26 protein-coding genes are annotated in these 24,422 nt (G+C 35.7%); 22 read left to right on the plus strand and 4 right to left on the minus strand.

Features of this window, described 5'->3' with window-relative positions:
• Nucleotides 1-219: 219 nt before the first annotated feature.
• On the plus strand, nt 220-810 hold the full coding sequence (locus H3U49_RS05255; protein WP_198180230.1) for a hypothetical protein: 591 nt from the start codon (nt 220-222) through the stop codon (nt 808-810).
• A gap of 2 nt (nt 811-812) precedes the next feature.
• A complete protein-coding gene (locus tag H3U49_RS05260) occupies nt 813-1,730 on the plus strand; it encodes a nucleotidyl transferase AbiEii/AbiGii toxin family protein (protein ID WP_198180232.1) in 918 nt (305 codons plus the stop codon).
• A 67-nt stretch (nt 1,731-1,797) separates the two neighbouring features.
• On the opposite strand, the gene H3U49_RS05265 is transcribed toward H3U49_RS05260, so the two are convergent.
• Entirely contained in the window at nt 1,798-2,796 is a 999-nt protein-coding gene (locus tag H3U49_RS05265) for a CAP domain-containing protein (protein ID WP_198180234.1), read from the minus strand.
• Between the two features lie 133 nt (nt 2,797-2,929).
• Here H3U49_RS05265 and H3U49_RS05270 point away from each other — a divergent pair, with 133 nt between their 5' ends.
• From H3U49_RS05270 to H3U49_RS05300, 7 genes are all read left to right on the plus strand, one after another.
• On the plus strand, nt 2,930-3,967 hold the full coding sequence (locus H3U49_RS05270) for a helveticin J family class III bacteriocin (RefSeq protein WP_198180236.1): 1,038 nt from the start codon (nt 2,930-2,932) through the stop codon (nt 3,965-3,967).
• A 153-nt stretch (nt 3,968-4,120) separates the two neighbouring features.
• Nucleotides 4,121-5,206, plus strand: a complete 1,086-nt coding sequence (locus H3U49_RS05275) for a D-alanine--D-alanine ligase family protein (protein WP_198180238.1) — start codon at nt 4,121-4,123, stop codon at nt 5,204-5,206.
• 26 nt (nt 5,207-5,232) lie between these two features.
• Complete coding sequence (locus tag H3U49_RS05280; RefSeq protein ID WP_198180240.1) at nt 5,233-6,012, plus strand: MerR family transcriptional regulator; 780 nt, start codon at nt 5,233-5,235, stop codon at nt 6,010-6,012.
• Between the two features lie 133 nt (nt 6,013-6,145).
• Nucleotides 6,146-7,261, plus strand: a complete 1,116-nt coding sequence (locus H3U49_RS05285) for a YibE/F family protein (RefSeq protein ID WP_198180242.1) — start codon at nt 6,146-6,148, stop codon at nt 7,259-7,261.
• Complete coding sequence (locus H3U49_RS05290) at nt 7,258-8,028, plus strand: YibE/F family protein (RefSeq protein WP_198180244.1); 771 nt, start codon at nt 7,258-7,260, stop codon at nt 8,026-8,028. The genes H3U49_RS05285 and H3U49_RS05290 overlap by 4 nt, the downstream gene beginning before the upstream one ends.
• A complete protein-coding gene (locus H3U49_RS05295; protein ID WP_198180246.1) occupies nt 8,015-8,833 on the plus strand; it encodes an alpha/beta hydrolase in 819 nt (272 codons plus the stop codon). The genes H3U49_RS05290 and H3U49_RS05295 overlap by 14 nt, the downstream gene beginning before the upstream one ends.
• 191 nt (nt 8,834-9,024) lie before the next feature.
• A complete protein-coding gene (locus H3U49_RS05300; RefSeq protein ID WP_052726843.1) occupies nt 9,025-9,273 on the plus strand; it encodes a hypothetical protein in 249 nt (82 codons plus the stop codon).
• A gap of 126 nt (nt 9,274-9,399) precedes the next feature.
• Here the strand turns inward: H3U49_RS05300 and H3U49_RS05305 are convergent, their stop codons facing one another.
• Nucleotides 9,400-10,155: a DeoR/GlpR family DNA-binding transcription regulator gene (locus H3U49_RS05305; protein ID WP_198180248.1), complete on the minus strand. Its 756-nt coding sequence runs from the start codon at nt 10,153-10,155 to the stop codon at nt 9,400-9,402.
• A gap of 193 nt (nt 10,156-10,348) precedes the next feature.
• On the opposite strand from H3U49_RS05305, the gene H3U49_RS05310 reads away from it, so the two are divergent.
• The 11 genes from H3U49_RS05310 (at nt 10,349) to H3U49_RS05360 (ending at nt 18,895) form a co-directional block, all read left to right on the plus strand.
• Entirely contained in the window at nt 10,349-10,747 is a 399-nt protein-coding gene (locus tag H3U49_RS05310) for a hypothetical protein (RefSeq protein WP_198180250.1), read from the plus strand.
• A gap of 41 nt (nt 10,748-10,788) precedes the next feature.
• A complete protein-coding gene (locus H3U49_RS05315) occupies nt 10,789-11,082 on the plus strand; it encodes a PTS galactitol transporter subunit IIB (RefSeq protein ID WP_198180252.1) in 294 nt (97 codons plus the stop codon).
• Nucleotides 11,083-11,098: 16 nt separating this feature from the next.
• Nucleotides 11,099-12,370, plus strand: coding sequence for a PTS galactitol transporter subunit IIC (locus H3U49_RS05320; protein ID WP_198180253.1), 1,272 nt, complete (start codon nt 11,099-11,101; stop codon nt 12,368-12,370).
• Between the two features lie 19 nt (nt 12,371-12,389).
• The gene (locus tag H3U49_RS05325) at nt 12,390-13,331 is read left to right on the plus strand and encodes a 1-phosphofructokinase family hexose kinase (protein WP_198180254.1); all 942 of its coding nucleotides are present in this window, start codon (nt 12,390-12,392) and stop codon (nt 13,329-13,331) included.
• A 15-nt stretch (nt 13,332-13,346) separates the two neighbouring features.
• Nucleotides 13,347-14,381 (plus strand): galactitol-1-phosphate 5-dehydrogenase, encoded by a 1,035-nt coding sequence (locus H3U49_RS05330; protein WP_198180263.1) that lies wholly within the window; start codon nt 13,347-13,349, stop codon nt 14,379-14,381.
• Between the two features lie 21 nt (nt 14,382-14,402).
• A complete protein-coding gene (locus H3U49_RS05335; RefSeq protein ID WP_198180265.1) occupies nt 14,403-14,999 on the plus strand; it encodes a class II aldolase/adducin family protein in 597 nt (198 codons plus the stop codon).
• Nucleotides 15,000-15,021: 22 nt separating this feature from the next.
• Nucleotides 15,022-15,489, plus strand: a complete 468-nt coding sequence (locus tag H3U49_RS05340; protein ID WP_198180266.1) for a PTS sugar transporter subunit IIA — start codon at nt 15,022-15,024, stop codon at nt 15,487-15,489.
• 17 nt (nt 15,490-15,506) lie between these two features.
• The gene (locus H3U49_RS05345; RefSeq protein WP_198180267.1) at nt 15,507-16,391 is read left to right on the plus strand and encodes an aldose 1-epimerase family protein; all 885 of its coding nucleotides are present in this window, start codon (nt 15,507-15,509) and stop codon (nt 16,389-16,391) included.
• Between the two features lie 319 nt (nt 16,392-16,710).
• Nucleotides 16,711-17,241 carry a hypothetical protein gene (locus H3U49_RS05350; protein WP_198180268.1) on the plus strand — a complete coding sequence of 177 codons (531 nt, stop codon included), beginning with the start codon at nt 16,711-16,713 and terminating at the stop codon, nt 17,239-17,241.
• A 43-nt stretch (nt 17,242-17,284) separates the two neighbouring features.
• The gene (locus H3U49_RS05355; protein WP_198180269.1) at nt 17,285-17,872 is read left to right on the plus strand and encodes a TetR-like C-terminal domain-containing protein; all 588 of its coding nucleotides are present in this window, start codon (nt 17,285-17,287) and stop codon (nt 17,870-17,872) included.
• A gap of 138 nt (nt 17,873-18,010) precedes the next feature.
• Complete coding sequence (locus H3U49_RS05360; RefSeq protein ID WP_198180270.1) at nt 18,011-18,895, plus strand: SDR family NAD(P)-dependent oxidoreductase; 885 nt, start codon at nt 18,011-18,013, stop codon at nt 18,893-18,895.
• A 97-nt stretch (nt 18,896-18,992) separates the two neighbouring features.
• Here the strand turns inward: H3U49_RS05360 and H3U49_RS05365 are convergent, their stop codons facing one another.
• The gene (locus tag H3U49_RS05365) at nt 18,993-19,358 is read right to left on the minus strand and encodes a hypothetical protein (protein ID WP_034980791.1); all 366 of its coding nucleotides are present in this window, start codon (nt 19,356-19,358) and stop codon (nt 18,993-18,995) included.
• Between the two features lie 231 nt (nt 19,359-19,589).
• Here H3U49_RS05365 and H3U49_RS05370 point away from each other — a divergent pair, with 231 nt between their 5' ends.
• Nucleotides 19,590-22,121, plus strand: coding sequence for a M1 family metallopeptidase (locus tag H3U49_RS05370; protein WP_198180271.1), 2,532 nt, complete (start codon nt 19,590-19,592; stop codon nt 22,119-22,121).
• 141 nt (nt 22,122-22,262) lie between these two features.
• On the opposite strand, the gene H3U49_RS05375 is transcribed toward H3U49_RS05370, so the two are convergent.
• Nucleotides 22,263-23,474, minus strand: coding sequence for a L,D-transpeptidase family protein (locus tag H3U49_RS05375; protein WP_198180272.1), 1,212 nt, complete (start codon nt 23,472-23,474; stop codon nt 22,263-22,265).
• A 112-nt stretch (nt 23,475-23,586) separates the two neighbouring features.
• Here H3U49_RS05375 and H3U49_RS05380 point away from each other — a divergent pair, with 112 nt between their 5' ends.
• Complete coding sequence (locus tag H3U49_RS05380; protein ID WP_198180274.1) at nt 23,587-24,396, plus strand: DUF4931 domain-containing protein; 810 nt, start codon at nt 23,587-23,589, stop codon at nt 24,394-24,396.
• Nucleotides 24,397-24,422: the final 26 nt, after the last annotated feature.

The following is a 24,422-nucleotide window of genomic DNA, read 5'->3' on the forward strand; positions in this document are numbered from 1 at the left end:
TTAATAACTATCTAAAGATGCAATTATCTCTCTAAGAAGGGATACTAATTTTTAAAATAAAAACCATATTTCACTTAAGTTTGATATGAACCCTAAAATTAGGACAAATTTGGGGGCCATACCATTTTGAAATATGGTTTTTATTTATTTAATTTTATCTATATTATACCCTGTTGTTACATATAATGGGGTATAATATAGATAAAAGGATGTGATTAAATGGCTAATAAATCTGAATTGGAAAATTTGTTAAAGCAAAATAATTATGTGCTGTCTAGAAAACAACTTACGAAGAAAAACTTTTCAGGACAACAAATAAAGAGCTTCCTTAAAAACAACGTATTGATTTTAATTGACAAAGGAATTTATGGCAGTCCAAATCATTTGGAAGATGCTTTTTATACTATTCAGCTGAGACTCAAAAAGGGAATAATATCGTTAAGCTCCGCCCTTTATTTATATGGTTTGAGTGATCGTGTTCCAGATAAAATTGAGCTTACTTTTCCGAGGGGGTACAAAAACTCGGAGTTAAAAGAACAAATTGTGCCTCATCAACAAGTACCTCAAATGTATAATCTGGGTATTGTAATAGTAAAAACTCCTAATGGAAATAATGTTAGGGTTTATTCTATTGATCGAACTATGGCAGAAATATTACGCCCACAAAATCACGTTGATCCTGAAATGATAAATAAGGCATATAAGCAGTATTTAAAACAGCCCAATAAAAATATTGCTAAATTGCTGTACTTTGCAAGAAAATTCAAAACTGTTAAGAAAGTTCAGGAATACATAGAAATATTGCTATAAAAATGAATGATAAATTTCGAAGCTTCACTAATAATCAACAAATGATAGCTCATATACGTAAACTGGCAAAAGATAATAAAACATCTACACAGGTAATTTTAGAGGAGTTTACTTTAGATGATTTTGTACAAAGAATAGCTAAATCAAAATATAAAAATAATTTAATCCTAAAGGGTGGATTTTTGCTGTCAAGTTTAATTGGTATTAATAACAGAACGACAGAAGATATTGATACAGATATTAAAGGGAAAAATTTGACTTCTTCCGAAGCAACAAAAATGGTTGATGAAATTTGCAATATTATTCCAAGTAAAAATGACCCAATTGAAATTAAAAGAGTTGGTAATGTACAAAAGATACATGAAGGAGCTGAATATGTTGGGTACCGAGTTCATTTACTGGGCACTCTTTATAAAAAATCTAGGGCCAATATCAAAATAGATATTTCTACCGGTGATATCATAACCCCTAAAGAAATCAAATATGAATATAATTCTTTGATCGATAACAGTCCAATAGAAATTTATGCTTATAATAATGAAACTATCATTGCCCAAAAACTAGAAACAGTATTTAGTCGCAGTATTGTCAATACTCGAATGAAAGACTTTTATGACATATATATGTTAAACAAGCTTAGAAAGCAAACAGATTATAAAAAACTAAAGCTGAATTTACCCATAACTAGAACTGCTTTAGAAAATACTGCTAATTCAAGGAACAGCTTTAATGAAATTTTTGAAAAAGTAAATAAGGAAAATTATTTATGGCAAATTACGTTAAATGACATAAAAAGTAGTAAGGCAATGCAAGACAAATGGAAAAATTATACACATCAAAAAGCTTATGCCCGAAGGATAAACTTTCAAGACACTTTGAATGCAATTGAAGAACTTATGCTGGAACTTTTTGTTAATTAATTTTTTCACTCATCTAGTAATGAAAATTCACGGTTGTTATAGGATACTTCTTTCTAGATGCTTTTTATTATTCTATTGACTTGTTTTGAAGTTGAAACAGCTTAAAGGTGTAACTAGTTAAACCTGTGATTTTTACTTCATATTCGTGACCGAGAACTAGTGGAATTGAGCCTGGATAGTAGGTAATAATAGTTTCAAAATTGCCATAGCCTGTGTGACTATAATTGCGTACATTTTCTGCTTGATAAGCTTCACCAGTGTCTTTATCAGTTATGGTTATTTTTGGTGTGCCTTTATAAATTTTATTAGAGAGATAAATTGACCAGGCGATATTATCACCTTGTAAAAGCTCAATTGGAAAGACGCCACTATTGGGATAAGTTACCGTTTCTCGACTGGGAGTGCGAAAGACATCAGCGGCGTTAAAAACTTTTTGCACAGAATAGCGATACCCATTTTTGCCATAGGCTGCACCTGCGCCTGTTGTAGTTAAGCGCGTTGATAACAGCCATGCACGGTGACCGGTGTCAGCACCGGTCAAGTTGTACCGATCAGTAATTAAGTCAGTGATAACTTCACCTGCAGTCTGGTCACTGGTATTAAAATTAAGATTGGCCATGCTGGAAATGTTGCGGGCTATTTGCCAAGTAGTTTTATTAATTATTTTCGGTCTTTTTTCGTAAGGCAAATTATGCTGATTGACCATCGGATTAGCGTCAAGAGCGGCTAAAACGGCAGCAGTTTTTTGAGCAGCAATATTATCTTGAAAATTTTCTTTAACGGGAGTCAAATTGAATAATTTTCTATAATAGTTTGTGTATGCCAATTGACTGTTAAGATAGTCCGGCACAAGTGCTCCCGACTTAAACTTGTTTTTAAACTGTGGCTTGTTTAAATAAAGGTTATTTAGATTATAAGCAGTGTTATCAAGTTGTGCATATTCCTGCTGCAAACGACTCACTTCATTCGTTTCACTTGGAGTGAGTTCTGTAGCAAAAACTTGTGTATTGCTAAAAGGAAAAGTGAAAAGCAAACAGAAGAGGGCAGAATAAAGTTTTTTTATCATTTAAGATGCTCTCCTTTCTTTAGCATAAATTATAAGGCAAAATAAAACCGAGTAGAATTTTATTTTTAAAATAATAATTATCTTTAATAAATTGATTGAGTTTTTGGAAAAATTTAGTGAGGAAATGACGATCTTGGCTAATAATGAAAAGATGCAGGCAGCACAAAACGTCAAAATTGCTCTGCTAAGCAAGTTGGACGATTGGGATGGGGTAACTGGACCAGTAGATAAGGACTTGCGCCAAGTAGTAGTCCAGAAAACCAGCATTATTGACGGCTATACTTATGTTTTGCAACACGTAGCAGGAGACAACTTTGTTTATCGCGGCAAAAATGGCAATAATGTTTCTTTTAATAAGCAAATTCCAGTTTTGCATTTAACCGGCACCGCTGCAGGTCATACTCAGACGCTGGAGTATGCTGGAAGACCAGGGCAGTGGTTCGTTGGCACAAAGCCAAACGACTTAAACCCCACCTGGTCGACTTGGTCTAAACAAATTGCGCGCATAAAAATTCCGCATTATTTTAAGATAGCGGCTAATACCAAAATGCAACCAAGATTATCAAATTTAAATTATGCGGGAGCTGATTTAGGCATAGGCTGTGCCGGCAATCAATTTTCCCGCGTAGAAGCTGCAGTTTCACCAGATTTGCGTTATTTTCTGCTTGCATACGGTGATAACGACTATACCGGTTATTTTGCGCTCTATTATTTAGCAGAAATTAATAAGGCGCTTGATGAAGCTGCAACTGCAAGCAAATACGTTGATATCAGAACAATAAAAAGTATAGCCGCTTTTAAAATACCACAATTTTCTGGACGAGCTGGGTTAGTTGGTTCGCTGCAGGGCTTTGCTATTGATAACAACCGCACAATCTATATTTCCAGTCAATTTGCGGACGACAGGCTCGGTCAAAATAGAAAAATTGTTAAAATTCCTTGGGGAGAAGTTGATCCTGCATTTTGGGAGTTGGTAAATTTAGCTAACGATAGTAAACTGGAAATTCCGGGCTATTATACTGAGCTTGAGGGCATTCAACTGGCTAGCGTTAATGATCTTTACTTAACCGTAGCCTATCATCAGTCCTTTGATTCCACCGCCTTGGGCAAACATCCAACCAAAATCAATCAACTTTATGAAATCACTTGGGAATCGAATAGCAATTTTTAATATAGTATAAATTTTTCGGATATGATTTTGCCTTATGCAAGACTTTTTGCTTATAATAAAAAATATTCCTAAAAAATTGTCTAATTTACAGTTCTTCGGGTTTTTCTTGCCGTATAATTAAAAGTTAGAAACAATGACTAAGAGGTAAAAATAATGACTAAGAAAACACAAGTTGGTTTAATTTTTGGCGGTAATTCATCTGAATACGAAGTCTCAATTATGTCTGGCCACAACATTTATAATGCCATCGATCAAAATAAGTTTGACGTCCACCCAATTTGGATTACCAATGACGGCTATTTAGCCAGTGAGGAGGACTCTTTTAAAGTCTTAAAGGATCCTAAATACACTATTGAGAATCCGCATGAAGTAGCCAACATTTCAAATTTAATTCAACTAAAGAATTTACCGGAAATTGATGTTTTCTTCCCGATTGTGCACGGCAATTTAGGTGAAGACGGTTGTTTGCAAGGACTGTTCAGAATTTTAAACAAGCCTTTTGTTGGTGATGACGTCCTGGCTTCTGCAGTGACCATGGATAAGGAATTTACCAAGATTTTAGCACAGCGAGTTGGTGTTCCTGTAGCTGACTGGATCGCAATTAAGCGGTTTGAGTATGAAGATGCTAATAATGCTAAACGTGATTATGACAAAGTGAGCGCTAAACTGGGCAATGATCTTTTTGTTAAGCCGTCAAATCAAGGTTCTTCAGTTGGCGTTCATCATGTTACCAATAAAGAAGAATTTGCTGAAGCTCTGGCTGATGCTTTTAGATACGATGATAAGGTCTTAATTGAAGAAACCATTCACGGTACAGAAGTTGAAACTGCTGTTTTAGGCAATGACAAGCCGATTGTTTCCGGTGTAGGACAAATTATTAATGCGGCGGGTACTTTTTACAGTTATGAAAATAAATACGATGATGATTCCACCACTACTTTGCAAATTCCTGCTAAATTACCTCAAGAAATTGTAGATAAGGTTAGAGCGAACGCCTTAAAAGTTTATCAAGTTACAGAATGCAATGGCTTAGCTCGGGTTGATTCCACTTTGCGTGAAAGTGATCATAAGGTAATCTTAACGGAAGTTAATGCCTTGCCCGGGTTTACCAATATTAGTATGTATCCTAAACTTTTTGAAGAAGCAGGAATTCCTTATTCGGAATTAATAACCCGTTTGATTGTCAAAGCGCAGGAGCGTTTTGACCATAAGAAAAACTTGTTACACAAAATTGGTTAATTTGATTGTGCTGGGGAGTATATCTGATGAGCGAAGATAAGCATAATTTTGAAGAATTAACCGCGCCTTCTGCGACGGCTAAGAAATTGCACATTAGTGTTGCAACTTTACGTAAATATTCTTTAATTGTAGAAAAAGTTACTGGTAAAACGGATTACTATGCACGGACCAAGCAAAATGCGCGCTTATACAGTAAGCAGGATGTGCAGGATCTCGAAGACTTTCACCAATTAGCGCAAGATAATGGCTTGACCCTGCAAGAAGCCGCACAGCAAGTTTTTGCTGTTACTGACAAAAAAGACAAGCCTCAGCATATGGATAATGGCAAAAAGCAGGAGGTAATGTCTACTTCCCAGATGGTGAAATTACTGAATGCTTTGCAACAAACTATTGGCCAGCAAAATACTGCACTAAGCGACCTGCAGAAACAGTTGAACCGAATTGAAAAGCAAAATAAAGAGTTGCTGAAAAAGCAAAAAGAGTTAGAAAAACCGCAAATTAAAGCAGCTGGTACTGATGATGATTTTAGTGTTTTACCGGATATTTCAGGAATTGTTACCGATAACGGTGATGACATAACTGATGTGCAGGAAATGCCAGAGACGAAGCCTCTAACCGCGGCCGAAAAACGGGCTCAGGTGGCGCAGGATGAAGGAAAATCAAGTGAGCAGATGCATGAAGAGATTTTGGCTAAAGCTAAGGAAAATGCTGAAAAAAGTGCCAACTCTAATGCCCACCGCACATTAGCAGATATGCAGATCGAACCGGAGAAAACTCACTGGTGGCAGCGGTTTTTAGATATGTAGGCACATAAAGAACGACTTTTGGTTAAAAGTCGTTTTTATAATATTTAAATTTTACAAATTTAGCTTAAAATTAATGTCTAATAACTGTTTTTAAGTTACAGTAGGTAAGTATAAATCGATTGGAATGATTTGATTGAAAAAAATTAAAAAGCGCTACTTATTTGCGGTATTAATAGCAGTTGTGGGGTTAATTTTAACTACCTGCACCTATTTTGCAACAGATATTTATTCTAAAAATGATGTGGCTGTGATCACCGACAGTAAAATCAAGGATACTTTGGAAGAAAAAAGTACAGATGTTTATGGCAATAAAGACGAAACCAGAAAACAAGTTCTTCATTTAAAAGTTTTGTCTGGCAAATTCAAGGGTCAAACCTTTCAGACTATCAATATGTATTATCCCTCGCAGTTAGTCACACAAAAGTTTCGTGCAGGTCAGCGCCTGTTTGTCAGTGTCAAACACGGTGAACCGGTTATTCAGGATCCTAAACGAGACTGGGTTTTGGTTTTGGCAATGACAGTAATGTCCACGCTGATGGTGGCAGTCTCAGGTAAAAAGTCGTTTAGTTTAATTGCATCGATGATACTCAGCTGGGTAATTTTCTACCTTGTGATTATGCTGGATATTAAACTAAATGGCTCTTATATCGTTTTACTGTTTGGCCTAGCCGATATTATTTTTTCATTCTTTAGTTTATTGGTTGTCCAAGGCTTTAACCGTAAGATGCTGGCAACCTGGTTGGCAACAATTCTAGGCACTTTTGTTTCTTTTGCATTATGCTACTTAATCATGCGTTTGACAGGAGAATCGGAAATTAAATACGAAACAGGAGATTATGCGACTCAGGATCCTCGTGGCATCTTTTTAGCACAAACATTACTGGGTATTTTAGGAGCCGTGATGGACGAAGCCACCGATATTATTTCCAGTCTTTACGAATTGATCCAGACTAAGGTCGATTTAACTGCCAAGCAGTTAATTCAAAGTGGACGCACAATGGGACAGGAAATAATGGGGCCACTGATTAACGTCTTGGTATTAATCTTTATGTCAGAAGAATTGCCGATGACGATTATCTATTTGCGGGATAATAACAGCTTGCGTTCTACTTTCGGCTTCACCCTTTCTCTTGGCGTTACACAAAGTATCATTTCCGCAATTGGTATTGTTTTGACGGTGGTCTTTGCCACGGGTTGCAGCCTGCTGTTTTTAGAAGAGAAAAAACAGAAAGCGGGGATCAGAAAATGAGTACCTTAACTGCCTTACTAATTGTGCTTGCAATCTTAATGACTGTTGTTGGCGGTGAAACAGGGATTCGCAGTTTCTTTAGTGTTTTAATCAATACTTTCTTATTAATTTTAGTGGCCATTCTGATTTCCTGGGGGATTAATATTCCACTTCTGATTTTAATTTTTGTCCCGTTAAAACTGGTGACTATTATTTTCTTAGGAACGCATGATTATCAAGTTGCGAAAAACTCTTTTTATTCTTCACTAATTGTGTGCCTGGCAACTAGCATTATAATTCTGGGTTTTGAATGGTTGGCGCAAGCTGCCGGTCTTGGACCTGAAGCAGGCGAAATTCTGGTGGGCTTGTCTCAGATGCCGGGGTTAAGCTATCCTTTAATTGCAGTTGCGGTAGCTATCTTTTCCACACTGGGTGCTGTAGCAGAATCCGCTGTTGCTATGAGTTCAGGACTTTTAGAAATCAAAAAGCATAATCCAGATATATCATATGAAGAGCTCAAGGCCAGTGGTGCTAAAATCGGTAATGACGTATTGGGGACAGCTATGAATACAATTTTATTTGGGATGTTCGGCAGCTTTCTTTCGTTATTCTTATGGTACATTCGTTTGAATTATACGTTAGGTGAGGTATTAAACGAAAAAATGTTTGTCAATGAGGCTTTGATTATAATGTACTCTCTAATTGGTGTATTATTAACAGTACCATTAGCAACAACATTTTTAGCAAAAAACATGGTAAAAGTGGGGGAAGAAAATGAAAGTAAATGATTTAACGTTAACTAATTTTAACCAGCGCAAGTTCAACCTGCACACATACACCTTGGGTTCAATTGGTGAATTGGTAACTCCAAAACATCCTTTGGCGATAGTAGTTCCAGGTGGCAGTTTTGACCATTTGTCTAAAAGAGAGGGAGAGCCGGTTGCCCTGGCTTTCAATAATTGCGGCTTTAACAGTGTGGTCATGGAATACAACCTCGTGCAAGACGAAGGTGACATTTATCCGGATGCCGGGCTTGATGTCTTAAGCACTGTTAAATACTTTCGTGAGCATGCGCAAGACTATCAGATTGATCCAGATAAAATAGTCACAATCGGCTTTTCTGCTGGTGGTCATGTTGCCAGTTTTGCCAACAGTATGGCTAACTCTGCAAAATATCAAAAAGAGTTTGGTTTTAAGAGTGCGGAAGTTCTGCCTAATAAGACTATTTTGGGTTATCCCTTAATTAATCTGACTAAAATTGGCTTTGACATTCCAGAAGATGAACAAGATAAAGTACCCCAAGATGAATTTATTAAGGATAGTTCATTAGGTGTAACTGCAAATACTCCAGCAACTTTTATTTTTCATGCCTGGGATGATCCAGTTGTACTTGTAACCAATACGTTTGAATATGTGGAGGCCTTGCATAACAAGAAGGTTCCCTGTGAAGCCCATATATTCAATCGTGGTGGTCACGGTTTTTCCTTAGCTCGTAAAGATATGGTGGTTAAGGGTAGAGAATGGCAAGAGAATCTACACGCTGCCCACTGGTTCGAACTGGCACAGGAATGGCTGGCAAGTGAATGGCAATAAAAGGGGTACAGATGCTGTACTCCTTTTTGTTCGGATTTTAGAAGATTTGATTATAAAATTATAATAATATTCATATTAGAAACAAAAAATTTAAATTATTTTAAGCAAAGGCCTTGCATTTATTTTTAAAGGGTATATAATGCTGGTATTTAAATCGAAAGAAAGGACATGATTTTTTGAAGTTAACGAAAATGAAAATTTTAACGGCAGTTAATGGCTTACTAACTCTAAGCAGTCTAATCATGTTATTCTTTGGATTATGCAATCAAGTTAATGAGTCAAAGAATCTGCTGGAAGAGGAACAGACAATTTCGCTGAACGATAATAATATGATTATTTTGGCAGCTGTAGTTGCTTTGATGGTCTTCGGCTATGCATTCTTTGCTACTTGGTTAAAAGGTGAACCCGCAAAGGCTCATTTATTAAGACACAGAGCGTAAGATGATTAGAAAAGCTGGACTGCACTTCAATGGTTGAAGTGCAGCCCAGCTTTTTTGTGTTTAGAATAATTCAGTTTTGCTAATCTGATATTTTAAAGACGCAGTTTCTAACATACTGGTTGAAACTTACCAGATGACTTTAATTTGGTTTTTGTTACAGTATTTGATCGTATCTTTTGGCGGTTTCTTATCAGAGATAATCGCTTTAAAAATTTTTAGATTACTAGCTTTAATAAAGTCACTCTGTTCAAACTTACTGCTGTCCATTAAAAGTATGCTTTCTTTTGCATTAGCAATCATTGCTAAACGAAAGTTTGCTTGCTCTTTGTCGGTTATATAAACGCTGTCATTTAATAAGCTTCCAAAAGAGACAATTGCTAAATTCGTATTGTAGTTATTAATTTGAGCGATTGTGTCACTGCCAACAGTGCCGCCAAAGTTTCTGGGGTTATGCCCGCCTAAAGTATATAATGTAACATTTTCTAATTTGCTTAATTTATAGGCATGCAAAAGGCCATTTGTAATAAATACTAATTTGTTTTTTCTAAATAAATAATCTGGAATAAAGCTGGTGGTAGAACTTGAATCCAAAAATACAGCCATATTGTTGGTAATAAAAGAAGCTGCTTTTTCACAAATGTACTTTTTTCCTTTCACATTTTCTTGTTCACGCACTGAATAAGGAAACTCTAAGTTTGCTTTTCCTAATAAGCTGACATAGCCAAACTTTCTGCTAATCATATTTTGCTTTTCTAATAGCACTAAATCTCGCCGCAATGTTGACTGACTGACGTAAACCTTAGTAGCTAACTCTGATGTTTTGATTTTTCCAACAGAATTTAAAATGTTCATAATTTGCTGTAATCTACTATCCTTATACAAAATATATCCTCCCTTTATAACTAATTTACAATTTTTGTGACTAAGTATGAATAAAATTAAGGAAAAAAGTGAACAAAATTCATAATGAATGAAACGTATTGCTTATACAGAATATTGATTTTACAATTAAATTTGAAACCGGTTTCTAGAAAGATTATATAGAAAAATTAACGTTAATGAAAGGAAAAGAAAATTGATAAATTTTGTAAAAGCGCTTAATAAACTTTTTTTGGGCAATTTCGGCAAAGGAATCATCCATAATATTTCAACAAACATGATAGTTTATATGATTGGCTTTTTAATTTATGGCTTTCTACTGATGTATGCTCGCATTATTTATCTTTTTTATGTTCCTAAGGAGATTGAAAAGATTGTATTAAAAAATAGAAATTTGCCTCTTGGACAAATTTATGAATTGTGGCTAAAACACAAAAAAGCAATGGGTTTTTGGTTATTAGTACCAACTAAAAATGAGCTTTGGGTACAAAAACTTAACTCCTCAAACGGTAGTTATGACGTTTTATTTTATAACAAAAATAATAGTTACCACTCTGAATATGATTTATTAACTACTATTTATCAGAAACTTTAATAAAGTAAATTTTTAGCCAAAGAAATACTGGGGAGAACAATATGAATAAAAAATTATTATATGTCTGTTGTGGTACAGGAATTGCCACATCAACGATCTTAAACAAAAAAGTAACTGAAATAGTCTCAGCATTGAAAGTGCCATTTGAAATAGTTCAATGTACCGTTGCTGATATACCAGCAAAAGTAGCTAGTAGAAAGCCAGACCTGATAGTATCTTCCACGATGATTTCCGCTGATATAGGAAATGTACCTGTAATCTTAGGTCAATCACTTTTAACTGGCATTGGTAAGGAAAAGACAATTTCTAAAATACAAGAAATACTAAAAGATTAAAGCGGGGAAGTACATTATGGAACTAATTCTCAATTTTTTCCAATATATCGTAAATTTAGGTGTTAGTGTCATGATGCCAATAATAATTACAGTGTTAGGTCTCATTTTTGGTAAAAAAATTGGAGTAGCTTTTAAAGCAGGATTAACTGTCGGAATTGGATTTGTCGGAATTAATGTAATGTCTGGAATGATGATGGACTCAATTTCGCCAGTAGTCAAAGCCCTCGTGAAGCAGTATCACTTTCATCTAATAGCAACTGATACTGGGTGGCCTGTGGCTTCATCAATAGCTTGGGGCACACCGGTGGTACCATTTGTTTTCTTAGCAATTATTTTGACTAATGTTATTATGATTGCGTTTAATTGGACAAAAACGATGGATATTGATATCTGGAATTATTGGCAACCCTTGTTTACAGCTAGTGCACTTTATTTAACTACGAAAAATATGTTTATAGCAGTATTGAGTGCAGTAATTAATATGGCTATTATATTCAAATTGGCAGATTATACGCAAAAGGATGTGGAAGAAAACTTAGGTCTGGAAGGAGTTTCGTTTCCAGGACTGCAAACTACGAACTGGGCAGTTATAGGTTATCCATTAAATTGGCTGCTTGACCAAATACCAGGTATCAAGAAAATAAGCTGGACACCAGAAAAGCTGCAACAACACCTAGGTATTTTTGGTGAGCCAATGATGATGGGCTTAATTATTGGTGGAGTTATGGCTGCAGTTGCAAGAATGTCTGTTGCTAAAATATTAACCACAGCTGTGGCAATTTCAGCCAGTTTAGTTCTTATTCCCAGAATGGTTGCTATCTTAATGGATGGATTGTCAACAATTTCTGAAGCTGCACAGGAATTTATGCAGAAAAGGTTTAATGGTAAAAAGCTCTACATTGGTATGGATGCAGCTTTAGGAATTGGTAATCCATATGTTTTAACTTTGGGCTTAATAATGGTACCAATTACGATGGTTTTAGCTTTTATACTTCCGGGTAATAAAGCAATGCCACTTGCAGATCTTACCGCGCTACCGTTTTACGTGATCTTTGCTATTGTACCATCAAAAGGTAATTTATTCCGTGGGATAATCATTTCTATATTTATTTGTAGCATTACGCTTTATATGTCTAGTTTTGCTGCACCTCTATTAACTAATTTAGCATCTTCAATAGGCTATCATGTACCATCTGGAATAACACAAATAACTTCCTTGGCAATTGGTACACAGTGGTATTCATGGATAACATATTATTTACTTAAATTGTTAGCCGGAATTTTTTAGATAAGAGGTAAAAATAATTATGATTCATTTAATTTGCCCTAATCCAGCAATTGACCGGACTTTACTTTTTGAAAAAATAGTACGGGATAAACCTAATCGACCAATCAAATTGAAAGAGGTACCAGGTGGAAAAGGCTTTAATGTAGCGTATGCGCTGAGTTTTAATAACGATGTGAACTTTAAAATTCATACAGTTCTTGGTGGTAAATATGGTGAACACTTTATTGAGTTAGCTGATTACTATCATTACCCAATAGTTAAAACAGCGGTTGATACTAATACTAGGCTGTGCCATATTTTGGTAGATGAAAGTGATAGATCATTAGTTTTATCGCAAGAATATGGCTTCAAACTAAATAAACGACTATTTAACAGCTTTACTAATACACTTCTTGACAATGTTAAAACTGGCGATTATGTGGTATTTTCTGGTTCTTTGATGAAGGGCATGCCAGAAACTTATATAAGCGACGTATATGAGGAACTTCTGCAAAGAGGGATTAAAGCAAAATTAGTAGTTGATACTAGTGGTGCCCCTCTAAGACAGGCGTATAAATTAGCTCCTTATATGATTAAGATTAACAACGAAGAAATATTAGACATTTTCCCAGATAAGAAATTAGAAACCATTCAGGACTATCTTCATCTTTTACAATTTGAAGTTAATCCCACAATTACTAATTTTATTATCACTTTGGGAGGAAAAGGGGCAATTGGTAGAATTGGTAATAAATACCTTTATGGTTATTCAGAACCGGTAGAAGTTAAAAATCCTAATGCCTGCGGTGACTTTTTCTTAGGAAGATTCATGCATGGATTAGCGCAGAAAGAATCAGCAAGATCTACTTTACAGGAAGCGTTAGCTTTTTCAACTAGTAATGTTGAAAATTGGTTCCCTGAAGTTACTCAAAAGCAATTAGAAAAGGTAACAGAAAAAATACAAATAAAAGATTTAGTATAGGAGAAATACCAAGTAATGAAAGCATTAGTAATTACTGCAAAAAATAAAATGGAGTTACAGGATATTCCTGTTCCAGAACTTAAAAATGACCAAGTATTAATTCATGTAGCATATGCAGGAATTTGTGGATCAGACCTGCCACGTTATTACGAAGGCAAGGTTCATCATTTTCCTCAAATTCCAGGACATGAATTTTCAGGCACTGTAGAAAAAATAGGCAGTGATGTTAAAGGGCTAAATATTGGTGATAAAGTTAGTGTAGCCCCACTTATACCATGTGGAAAATGTGATGAATGTAAAGCGGGATTCCCATCTATGTGTACAAATTATACTTTCATTGGATCAAGTGTTCCGGGAGCATTAGCTGAATATGTGGCTGTTCCAGCACAAAATTGTCTAGTCTTACCAGATAATGTCTCTTTAAAAGAAGCAGCAACTGTGGAACCACTTACGGTAGCGATTCATGGCATTGAGCGGGTCAATATCAAAGCGGGAGCAAATGTACTTGTTTTGGGTGTAGGCTCAGTTGGCTTACTGGCAGTGATGGCACTTAAAGCTAGAGGTGCAGGAAAAATTACTGTTGTTGATATTAAAGATTCTAGTTTAAAAGTTGCACAAGAATGTGGTGCAGATATAGTAATAAATTCTGCCAAAATTAATTTGAGCGAATATTTTAAAACTCATAGCTTATTTGACGCAGTTTTTGAAACTGCAGGAAACCCAATTACTCAGGTTCAAGCAATCAAATATGCTGGCAAGCATGCCAAAGTAGTTTTTATCGGTAAGACTACTAGGCCTACAACCTTTCAGTATCAGGAATTTGAGCAGATTTTGCGCAAAGAACTTGAGATTACAGGCTCTTGGTTATCGTTCTCAGCACCGTTTCCAGGATATGAATGGCATGCAGCGATTGATTACCTGTCATCAGGTAGAATCAACACTCAAAGACTTATTACCGGAACTTATAAATTAGAAGATAAAGATAAACCTTTTGCTGTACTTAGTGATAAAAATTCGGGTGCAATAAAGGTAATGTATAAAATTAGCTAAACAGGGAGAAAATAAAACATTATGTTATATCAAAGTGAACGTGAAAAGTTAGTCAAATTTGTAAAAAATATGTATGAACGAAAAGTAACAAATTCTGCTGGTGGGAATGTCAGCGTGAAAGTAGATGAAAATCACTACATTATGACACCTAGACTTATGTCAGAAGACTTTCACTGCAATTTACGTCCAGACCAAATTCTGGTTTTAGATAAAGACGAGAACGTTATTGAAGGAGACGGTCAGGTAACGCGAGAAGTAAACATGCATATGGCTTGCTATGAAGAAAATCCAGAAATTGGTGCCGTTGTACATGCCCATGCTCTTGAATCAATGACCTTTTCAACTCTAGGTATTGATATGCCTAACCTGACTGAAGCTACTCAAAAAATTGGAACTATTAAATGTTTCAAATATCATAAGGCAATGACAATGGACCTTGCCAATACTGTGCGAGCACAAGTTCGTGCTGACCAACAGGCTACTAAGGCATATCTACTTAATCGGCACGGTATTTTAGTAACAGGACCTACACTTGAAAAAGCCTATGATATGGCCGAAAGATTGGAATGGAATGCTAAAATAGCCAAAGAAAGCTTTGTTTATCAAAAGCTTTCTTAAGGATTGGAAAGAGAGTAAGCCAATGAGCTTTAAAGATGTTTTTAAAACTGATTTAATAGATGTAAACATTACTGTTAATGATGAAATTGAACTGTTTAATTATGCGTCTAAAAAGTTATTAGAAAAAAGTTTGGTTAAAACAGGTTATGCGGCAGCTTTAGCAAAAAGAGAGGAAGAATTTCCTACCGGTCTCATGACTAAAAACTTTAATATTGCAATTCCACATGCGAATCCAGAAAATATAAATTCACCATTTATTTATATTCTGCGTTTGACTAAACCAATTACTGTGAAGCAAATGGCTGATAAGGAAAAGATTAAGGTTAAAGATGTTTTTATCTTGGGAATTAAAGATGGTCAAAAACAGGTTAATGTTTTAGCAGCCCTCATGAATTTATTTGTGAATGATGCATTTGCTAAAGACTTTTTAGCAGCAACTACCTCCAAAGAAATATATTCTAGTGTGATTCAACATCTGGAAGACGATTAGGAAAGTGCATAAATAAATTGATAAAGATAGAAAATGATAAATATCAAGTAGTGATAAACGAGATTGGTGCAGAATTAACTCATTTTGTACTTAAAGATGTTAATCATGACTTGATTTGGAACGATCCGGATGGCTCAATATGGAAGCGCCATGCACCTATCCTTTTCCCAGCTATTGGCCGCTCAAATGGTAACAAGTATTTACTAAATAATAAATATTATAGTATGAAACAACATGGCTTTGCGCGTGATTATCAATTCGATGAAATTAAGAAATATGGTAATTCTAAAGTAGAGTTAGTACAACATGCGACATCTGCAACCATGAAGAATTTTCCTTTTGATTATGTGTTACACGCCAAGTATGAGTTAGTTAACGAGGGCTTGAAAATTAATTTTATTGTCGAAAATCCTAATCAAACTATAATGCCTTTTGCATTAGGTTTTCATCCGGGATGGAATATTAGAGGCTTTCTTGAAGAATATAGTATAGAACTCAAAGATAGCGATACTCCAATTTCAGTTTATGGTGTAGGACCTGTACCTTTTCGTAATGGCACCATTTTTCCTTTAAAACAAGCAAATTTTCAAAAAATTCCGCTTAGTCATAGTTTACTAGATCAGGGTTTGGTAATTCTAGATGTTCATAAGGCTAATTCTGTATTATTGAAACGTAAACCTGATACTAGGATCTTGAAAATTGATATCAAGGATTTTCCATATTTAACTTTATGGAGTCCAGAAGGTAAGAATGCCCCGTTTATTTGTATTGAGCCATTTGCAGGTTTGCCAGATGAAGCTGGAAAAACAAGTAATTGGTATCAAAAATTGGGTAATACCTTGCTTAGCCCAGGGGAAATCAAATGTTTTGCCACTTTAATTGAACCCTTTGAAACTATGTAATTGTTAAAAATAAAACAGCTAAGTTTGAATTTTGTTGAAATCAGTTGATAAGGTTTAGTAATATCTTTAGCACTAAGTTAGTAGTAGATAACTTAGTGCTTTTTTTTTAAAAATCCTGTTACATTCTGAAAGCAATTTTAGATTTCATAATTAGGCTTCAACGAACAGTTTTGGCAGAAATTAGTTATGCAGATTATAAAAAAGCGTGTTTCACTTTCTGCATAGAGTCTTTAAATATTCAGTTGCTTGTTTAATCGAAGATATTTATGATAAACATAAGTATTTGCACAATTAAGAACAAAGAAAAGGAAAATAATTAATGTGTCAGATAGAAGATGAAGTTTACGATCCGTTTTTACCTACTTTACTAATTTCTCTGCATGAGGAGTATGTCAAAGAAATTTTAACGGGTCAAAAAATAATTGAATACCGCAAGAGATTTTTTAAAGATAGTTTTCAAGCCTTTGTTTATACTACAGGCAATAATGGCGGAATTCAGTTATTTATCAAGTGCGCTCCTTTGATTCGCAACAATGCGAAGGCATTAGCTCAGATAGGCCGGGAAATTCAAAATGATGATTATGACGAAATTTATGACTATTTTATGCCTAAAGATGATGGTTGTATTATTCCAATTTTAAAATCTTGTGCTGTTAAAAAGATTTCACTTAACCAGTTGCGCACTGTTTTGCCCCAGATTGTTATTCCGCAAAGCTACCTGTTTTTAGACCGGCCTGATAAAAAAGACCTGCTCGACTTTTTATTAATGCAAGAATTTGATGATTTAATTGTTAACGAGTGGGATGAGCGGTATGCAAAAATTAAGAAAATAGTGGCAAGCAACAAATAATTGCTGGAAATTTTTCTTATTGGGTTACAGTTTGGCAAATAAAATGAAAAATAAAGAGATTTCACTAAATACAAAAAGAGAATTTGCGCGGGCATTAAAGAAGTTGCTCAAAAAAGAGCCTTTAAACAAAATTACTGTTTGTGAATTACTTACTTTAACTAATAAAAGCAGACCTACTTTTTATTATCACTTTAGGGATGTACCTGATTTAATCAAGTGGACTGTCCAGGATGAGATAATTAATTTATTAGAGCAGTCAAAAGGATATGAAAAATGGTACGACGATTTATATCAAATTTTTCAATATTTTGCTGTTAATCCAACCTTGGGACGAGCCATTTATGAAAATTTAGATATTAAACAATTTAATGCAATTTTTAGGGAACCACAAAATCGTATACTTCTAGGCTATATTGATGAAGTAATCAGCAAAGATAAATTACATGTGAGTCAGAAAGACCGTGATTTTATAGCCCGTTTCTTTACTGGTGGATTTACAGAAATAATTATTGACTGGCTTAATAATGGACAAAAAGAGACTCCAGAGGAAATGAGAGATATGTTTCGCAGAACGCAAAAAGATGTAATAGTTCATTGTTTAAAGATGGCTAATCAAAGACATAAAAGCTAATTTGCCTAATAGATATGCACAATTGTTAAATATCTAACAAACTATAAATATTATATATTTTTATTTATACAGTAAGCGTTTAATATTAATAATGTAAGTTAGTTCAGCATTGAACAATCAAATAGAAAGGCTTGCATTATGAAAGAATTTAAAGACAAAGTTGCATTAATTACTGGTGCAGCGCACGGATTTGGACGAGCACTGTCATTAGAAGCAGCAAAAAGAGGGATGAAACTTGCCGTTGCTGATATAGATAATGAAGCGTTGAGCAAGACAGAAACTGATATTAAAGATTTAGGCGCGGATGTTATTAGCATTCCTACTGATGTAACCGATGAAGATGAAGTTGACGCCATGGTCAAAAAGACAGTAGCTGAATATCATGAAATTGATTTATTGATTAATTCAGCTGGGATTGCGGTACCTGGTGGTATTTGTGAACTTCCTACTCGTGATTGGGAATGGATTTTGCATGCTGACTTAATGAGTCAGGTTTGGGCATTAAAACGCGTAATACCAATTATGCGTAAACAAAAAGATCATTGTGACATTATTAATGTAGCTTCAATTGCTGGACTAGTTGCCAGTCCTTCAATGCCATCATACTTTGCTTCTAAGTTCGCATCTGTGGGACTGACTGAGGCAGTGGAATATGATATGCAGGTTGCAAAAGCTAACATTAGCATGCACGTCTTTTGTCCTGCCTTTGTCCAGACAGACTTATATCATACTGAAAATCACAGACCAGCTAAATACACTGATAAGAATGATCCTTACTATTCAAGTGAAGCATTTAAGGAAGGCCAAGAACGTGCTAAACAAGATATCGTAACAGGCATGCCAATAGATAAAATACCTGGAATTGTGTTCAAGGCATTAGAAGAAAATAAATTCTACATTTTGACTCACACAGGACTTAATCCAATTATTGTCTCTCGTGCAGAAAATATTCCCAGCGGTAAGGGACCAAATTTGAAGACCTTGGCACCGTTCTTGTCAAAGACTCATAATGAAGAAAATTAAATTCCTTTTGTTTTAACATCTAAATTCATATAAAAAATAGCCTAACAATTAGTTGGGCTATTTTTTATAATGGGATATTTGTATTAAAGAGTATTTTCTAATACCAGTGGTGGGCTAACCAAAAGTTCTTGGCGTTAACCCATGAACCATAACGACCGTAAACATATGTGTCAGCCGTTCTTTCTTGGTTCTTTTTAGAGTAATTACCGTTTAGGTAAGCAATGTTAAGTTGGTATTTACCATAACAAACACCGTTGCGTGCGTAATAATTGCCACCTGATTCACGCATGGCAATCCATCTCTTAGCTGCGCGTTCAGCTTTTGACTTCTTACGAGCGGCTTGTACTGTTTGTGTACACGAGTTATTATTGTTTGTTTCTATATTTATAGCAGTGACAAAACTAAATGAAAGCGCCAGTGCTGTAATTAACTTAAGTATTAAACTTTTACTGTTCTTCAATATATTTCAATCCCCACAATTAACTGTATTAATTCTACGGATAATAATACACAGTCAATGTGTCATTGTTGTTACAGAAAGAACACGCAACTCTTACAATATTTTTTAAAAATTTAATAATTTTGCCACTATTGAAAAATAAAAGCAGAGCAAATATCCATTGCTATGAAAAATCATGTTATTTCCATATATGTCTGTTAAAATTGATAATAACTATTATTTTAGGAGGTAAATATGGCTGCTAAACATTTTTATGAAACTTTTCACCCTGAACACTATGACTTGTTCATAGACATTAATCGGGCACAGAAAACTATTAACGGTACTTCAACAATAACAGGTGAGGCACTTGAAAATACTATTTTAATTAATCAGAAGTATATGAAAATTGCTTCTGTTACCAGTGCAGGCAAGGATGTACCGTTCACTGTCAATGAGGACAAAGAAGCAATTGCTATTGAACTGGGTCAAACTGGCAAAGTCACAGTTGAGATTAAGTATTCGGCACCGCTGACTGATTCTATGATGGGAATTTATCCGTCATACTATCAAGTTGATGGTGTTCAAAAGCAGATTATCGGTACTCAATTTGAAACAACAGCTGCACGTCAGGCTTTCCCATGTGTTGATGAGCCGGAAGCCAAAGCTACTTTTTCTTTAGCACTTAAGTATGATGAGCATGAAGGTGAAACTACAATTGCCAACATGCCGGAAGTTAAAGTTGAAGATGGCGTGCACTACTTCGAACAAACGGTTAGAATGTCCAGCTACTTGATTGCCTTTGCTTTTGGTGAATTACAATCAAAGATCATCGAAACCAAAGACGGCGTTAAAGTAGGAGTTTTTGCGACTAAAGCACATCAAGCAAAGGAATTAGACTTTGCTTTGGATATCGCAAAACGGGCAATTGAATTTTACGAAGAATTTTACCAAACCAAGTACCCGCTGCCACATTCTTGGCAATTGGCGCTGCCCGACTTTTCTGCCGGAGCAATGGAAAACTGGGGCTTAGTCACATATCGTGAAGTCGCAATTTTACTTGATCCTGATAATGCTACTCCTTATCAAAAGGCGTATGTGGCAACGGTTATCACTCATGAATTGGCGCACCAATGGTTTGGCGATCTAGTTACCATGAAGTGGTGGGATGACTTATGGCTCAATGAAAGTTTTGCCAACATGATGGAATATGTTTCAGTTGATGCTTTGGAGCCGAGTTGGCATGTATGGGATAATCTTTACCAAATTTCTGAGGTGCCAGCAGCTTTAAAACGTGATGCCACTGATGGTGTCCAATCCGTTCACGTTAATGTGGAGCATCCAGCTGATATTGACTCGATTTTTGATAGTGCAATTGTTTACGCTAAAGGTTCGAGGATGCTGGTTATGGTACGGGCACTCTTAGGGGACGATGCTTTGCGTAAGGGACTTAAGTATTACTTTGAGCAGCACCAATATGGCAACGCTACGGGTGACGACTTGTGGAGTGCTCTTTCGACTGCCACCGATTTAGATATTGGTAAAATCATGCATACTTGGCTTGATCAACCGGGTTACCCTGTTGTTTCCGCTAAAGTAAACTCAGCTGGTCACTTGATTTTGAGCCAAAAGCAGTTCTTCGTCGGTGAAGGCAAAGAAGTTGGACGCAAGTGGGCTATCCCTTTGAACGCAAACTTTACGGCACCGCAGATTATGTCTGAACGTGAACTGGATCTGGGAGATTACCAAGAATTACGCAGTGCAGCTGGTCACGCTTTGCGTGTAAACGTAGGCAATAGTTCACACTTCATTGTCAATTATGATGAAACCTTGATGAACGATATTATGGCTGAATTTAATCAGCTTAAACCGGTAGATCAATTGCAATTATTGCAAGATTTAGGACTTTTAGCAGAAGGCAAGCAAATCTCATACGCTGAAATTGTACCGTTGCTGCCGAAATTTGCGGATTCCAAATCATACATTGTCATTAGTGCCTTGTTATCTAGTATCCGTTCATTATTTAAATTTGTTACACCTGATTCAGCTCAAGAAAAAGATTTGAAGGCATTTGTTAATAAATTAGCCCAAAAGCAAGTTGAACGTTTAGGTTGGCAAGCAAAAGATTCTGATACAGATGATGATAAGAGAATTCGACCACTAGAAATAGCCTTAGCCTTATATGCCGAAAATCCTGCTGTGATAAAAGCTGGTCACCAAATTTTTGTTGAGCACGATCAAAACTTAAACGAAATTGATGCTTCAGTTCGACCGTATGTTTTAATGAATGAAGTTAGGAATTATAATGAACCAGGATTAGTTGATCGTTTGCTGAAAGAATATCAAGCTGCCATCGATCCTAACTATAAGGATGATCTTACTGATGCTATTACCAACACCAAGAATCCCGCTGAAATCAAGAAACTTATTGAGAATTTTGAGAATGCTGCAGTTGTTAAGCCTCAAGATTTGCGCTCTTGGTTTGCGAATGTCTTAGCTAATCCAAAAGGCGAACAATTTGCTTGGGACTGGTTACGGGACCAATGGTCATGGCTGGAAAAGACAGTCGGGGGTGATATGGAATTTACCACTTATATTACTGTGGCTTCAAACATTTTCCATACTGAAAAGAGATTGGAAGAATTCAAAGAATTCTTTGAGCCAAAGGTTGATCAGCCGGGTCTTGGTCGTGAGATCAGAATGGATACCAAGAATATCGAGTCCAAGGTTGACGTGATTAATGCTGAAAAGGATGCTGTCAATCAGGCTGTTAAGGAAGCTTTATAAGTAAAAGTTATTTAATATTTAAAATTGCAAAGCCTGTTAACTAAAGCGAGTGTGAACTTGATATTAAGTTAACAGGTTTTTTGTATAACAAAAAAGAACAAGTTTTTAAATTCTTGTTCTTTATTTTGCTTACTAAATTACTTAATCGTATATAATTACCGGTTCATGCTTGCTTACATTATGCCAGACTTGTTTTATTTCTCTAGGCTTGATATTAACGCAGCCATGAGAACCCCCACGTAAATAAGCTTTTTTACTCCAATCGCCGCGCCAACTGGCATCATGGAAACCGCAGCCACTTAAAGTAAATGGCATCCAGTATCTGACTGGTGAAGCATATTTAGAGCCGTCGTTATTGCGTCCGCGCAATACAGCATGACCTTGCTTATAGTGAATATACCAAACTCCTTGAGGGGTACTGTTACCCTTAACGCCATCTCTCGTACCAGTGACAATATCATTCAAGTGTACGACTAATTTGCCATTTTTTACAATCCACATTTCCTGCTTTTTAAGTGAAACAACAATATAGTTATTCCCTATACCGTGATTGTTTTTGCCATAGCCTAAGCCATAAGTGCTATAACCCAGGCCATAGATGTAATCTTTACCATCAAGATTTTTAGTCCCGTTTAAAAATGCTTGCTCGACAGCTGCTTGAGCCCTTTTGACATGAACACCCCAACCATAGCTTTGGTTTTTGACGGTAATTTTGTTTCCTGCAACTTTGTTGCCCTTTGGCACAGTGAACTTGTAACTTTGGTGAATAGTTGCAACTTCCTGATCAATTTTATTGAGTTTTGCTGTTAAATTTTCCGAGTTAAGAAATGAATATTTGCCTTTTTTGTAAATTGCCTGATTAATCAGACTTTGAGCTTTAAGCTGATAATCTTTGCCGGCAACATGGTAATTGACTACAGCATGACTGACTGCGTGCATTTTTTTATTGGCAGCATCTAAGTCAGTATTGCGGTATTCATAATTTTGCTTGTCTGGCATCGTTGTATGCTGTTTTTTGAAGTAATTGGCAACTTCCTTTTTCTTAATCGTATCAATGCTGGGATCGCGTTCAATTGCAACTTTACCATTTTCTAGGGAAACAATATTGTTGGCTTTCCGATTAATCTTGGCTGTTGCTTTATTAATTGTTAAGTTTCCAACTTCGACTCCATAAATATTAACATTAGGGTTAAAATGATTAATAGCGAATGCTTTAGCCTGCTTTTGCGATTCAACGTGATTATTATATAGAACCACGCCAAATATAACTGCTAAAATCAGAACAATTCCGATAATAATCAGAAATAAGTTATTGCGGTTATTGTGTTTTTTTAAATTTCTTTTTGATTGCATAGTTCTACCACCGTTGGAATTTTTTAAAAAATAATTGCGGTTACAGTTTACCATCTATTGCGGCTCTAGTAAAATGCAAGATTTAAGAAAATTTTTTAGGAGGGATTGCCCAATGGAAAATGACCCATTAGTGTTTGATGTTAACATAGCTAAAGAAAAGCCTAATTCTTACCGTAAAGTGAAAAATAATTCTGGTTGTCCCTTTTGTAATGTGGCGGAACTGACTAATATTATAAAAAGGCAGGGAGGGATGATCTGGCTGGATAACAAATATCCGACATTGCTGGATACTGTTCAGACAGTTTTGATTGAATCCAATAAACATACGGGAGATATCACTACCTATTCACCTGAATATAATCGGGCTTTGATGCGCTTTTCACTGTCATGTTTTAAGCAAATGAATGATTCACCTGAGTTCGGATCGGTATTGTGGTACAAGAATTTTGGCAAAAATTCTGGAGGTTCACTTGAGCACCCGCACATGCAAATCGTTGGCTTGAAAAAGATGAACGGCTATAAGTATCTGCAGCCCAACAATTTTGAAGGCATTAGTATTTTTAACAACAACGGGCTAGAGGTTAACGTTGGCACCCATCCGATTCAAGGCTATATCGAATTAGATTTCAACCTGCTTGATGAAAAAAGTATTGATGACTGGTCCGACTGGATTCAAAGCGGAGCTAAATACATGCTGGAAGTTTTGTCCAATGGTCGCTGTGACTCCTACAATTTGTTCTTTTATCCGCGTTTTGATCAGGGGATTTGTGCGAAATTGATTTTGCGCTACACAGCTTCGCCATATTTTGTCGGCTATAAGCTTTCACAGGTAGATAATCGGGAAAAATTACTTACGGAAGCTGAAAAATTCAAGCGCTTTTTTGAGTCTGGATCAGTTTTAGAGAAAGGATTTAAAATATAGCTTTTATTGAAGTAATTATTGTTAAA

The sequence above is a fragment of the Lactobacillus sp. W8174 genome (assembly GCF_016100975.1).
GTDB classification, from domain to species: domain Bacteria; phylum Bacillota; class Bacilli; order Lactobacillales; family Lactobacillaceae; genus Lactobacillus; species Lactobacillus juensis.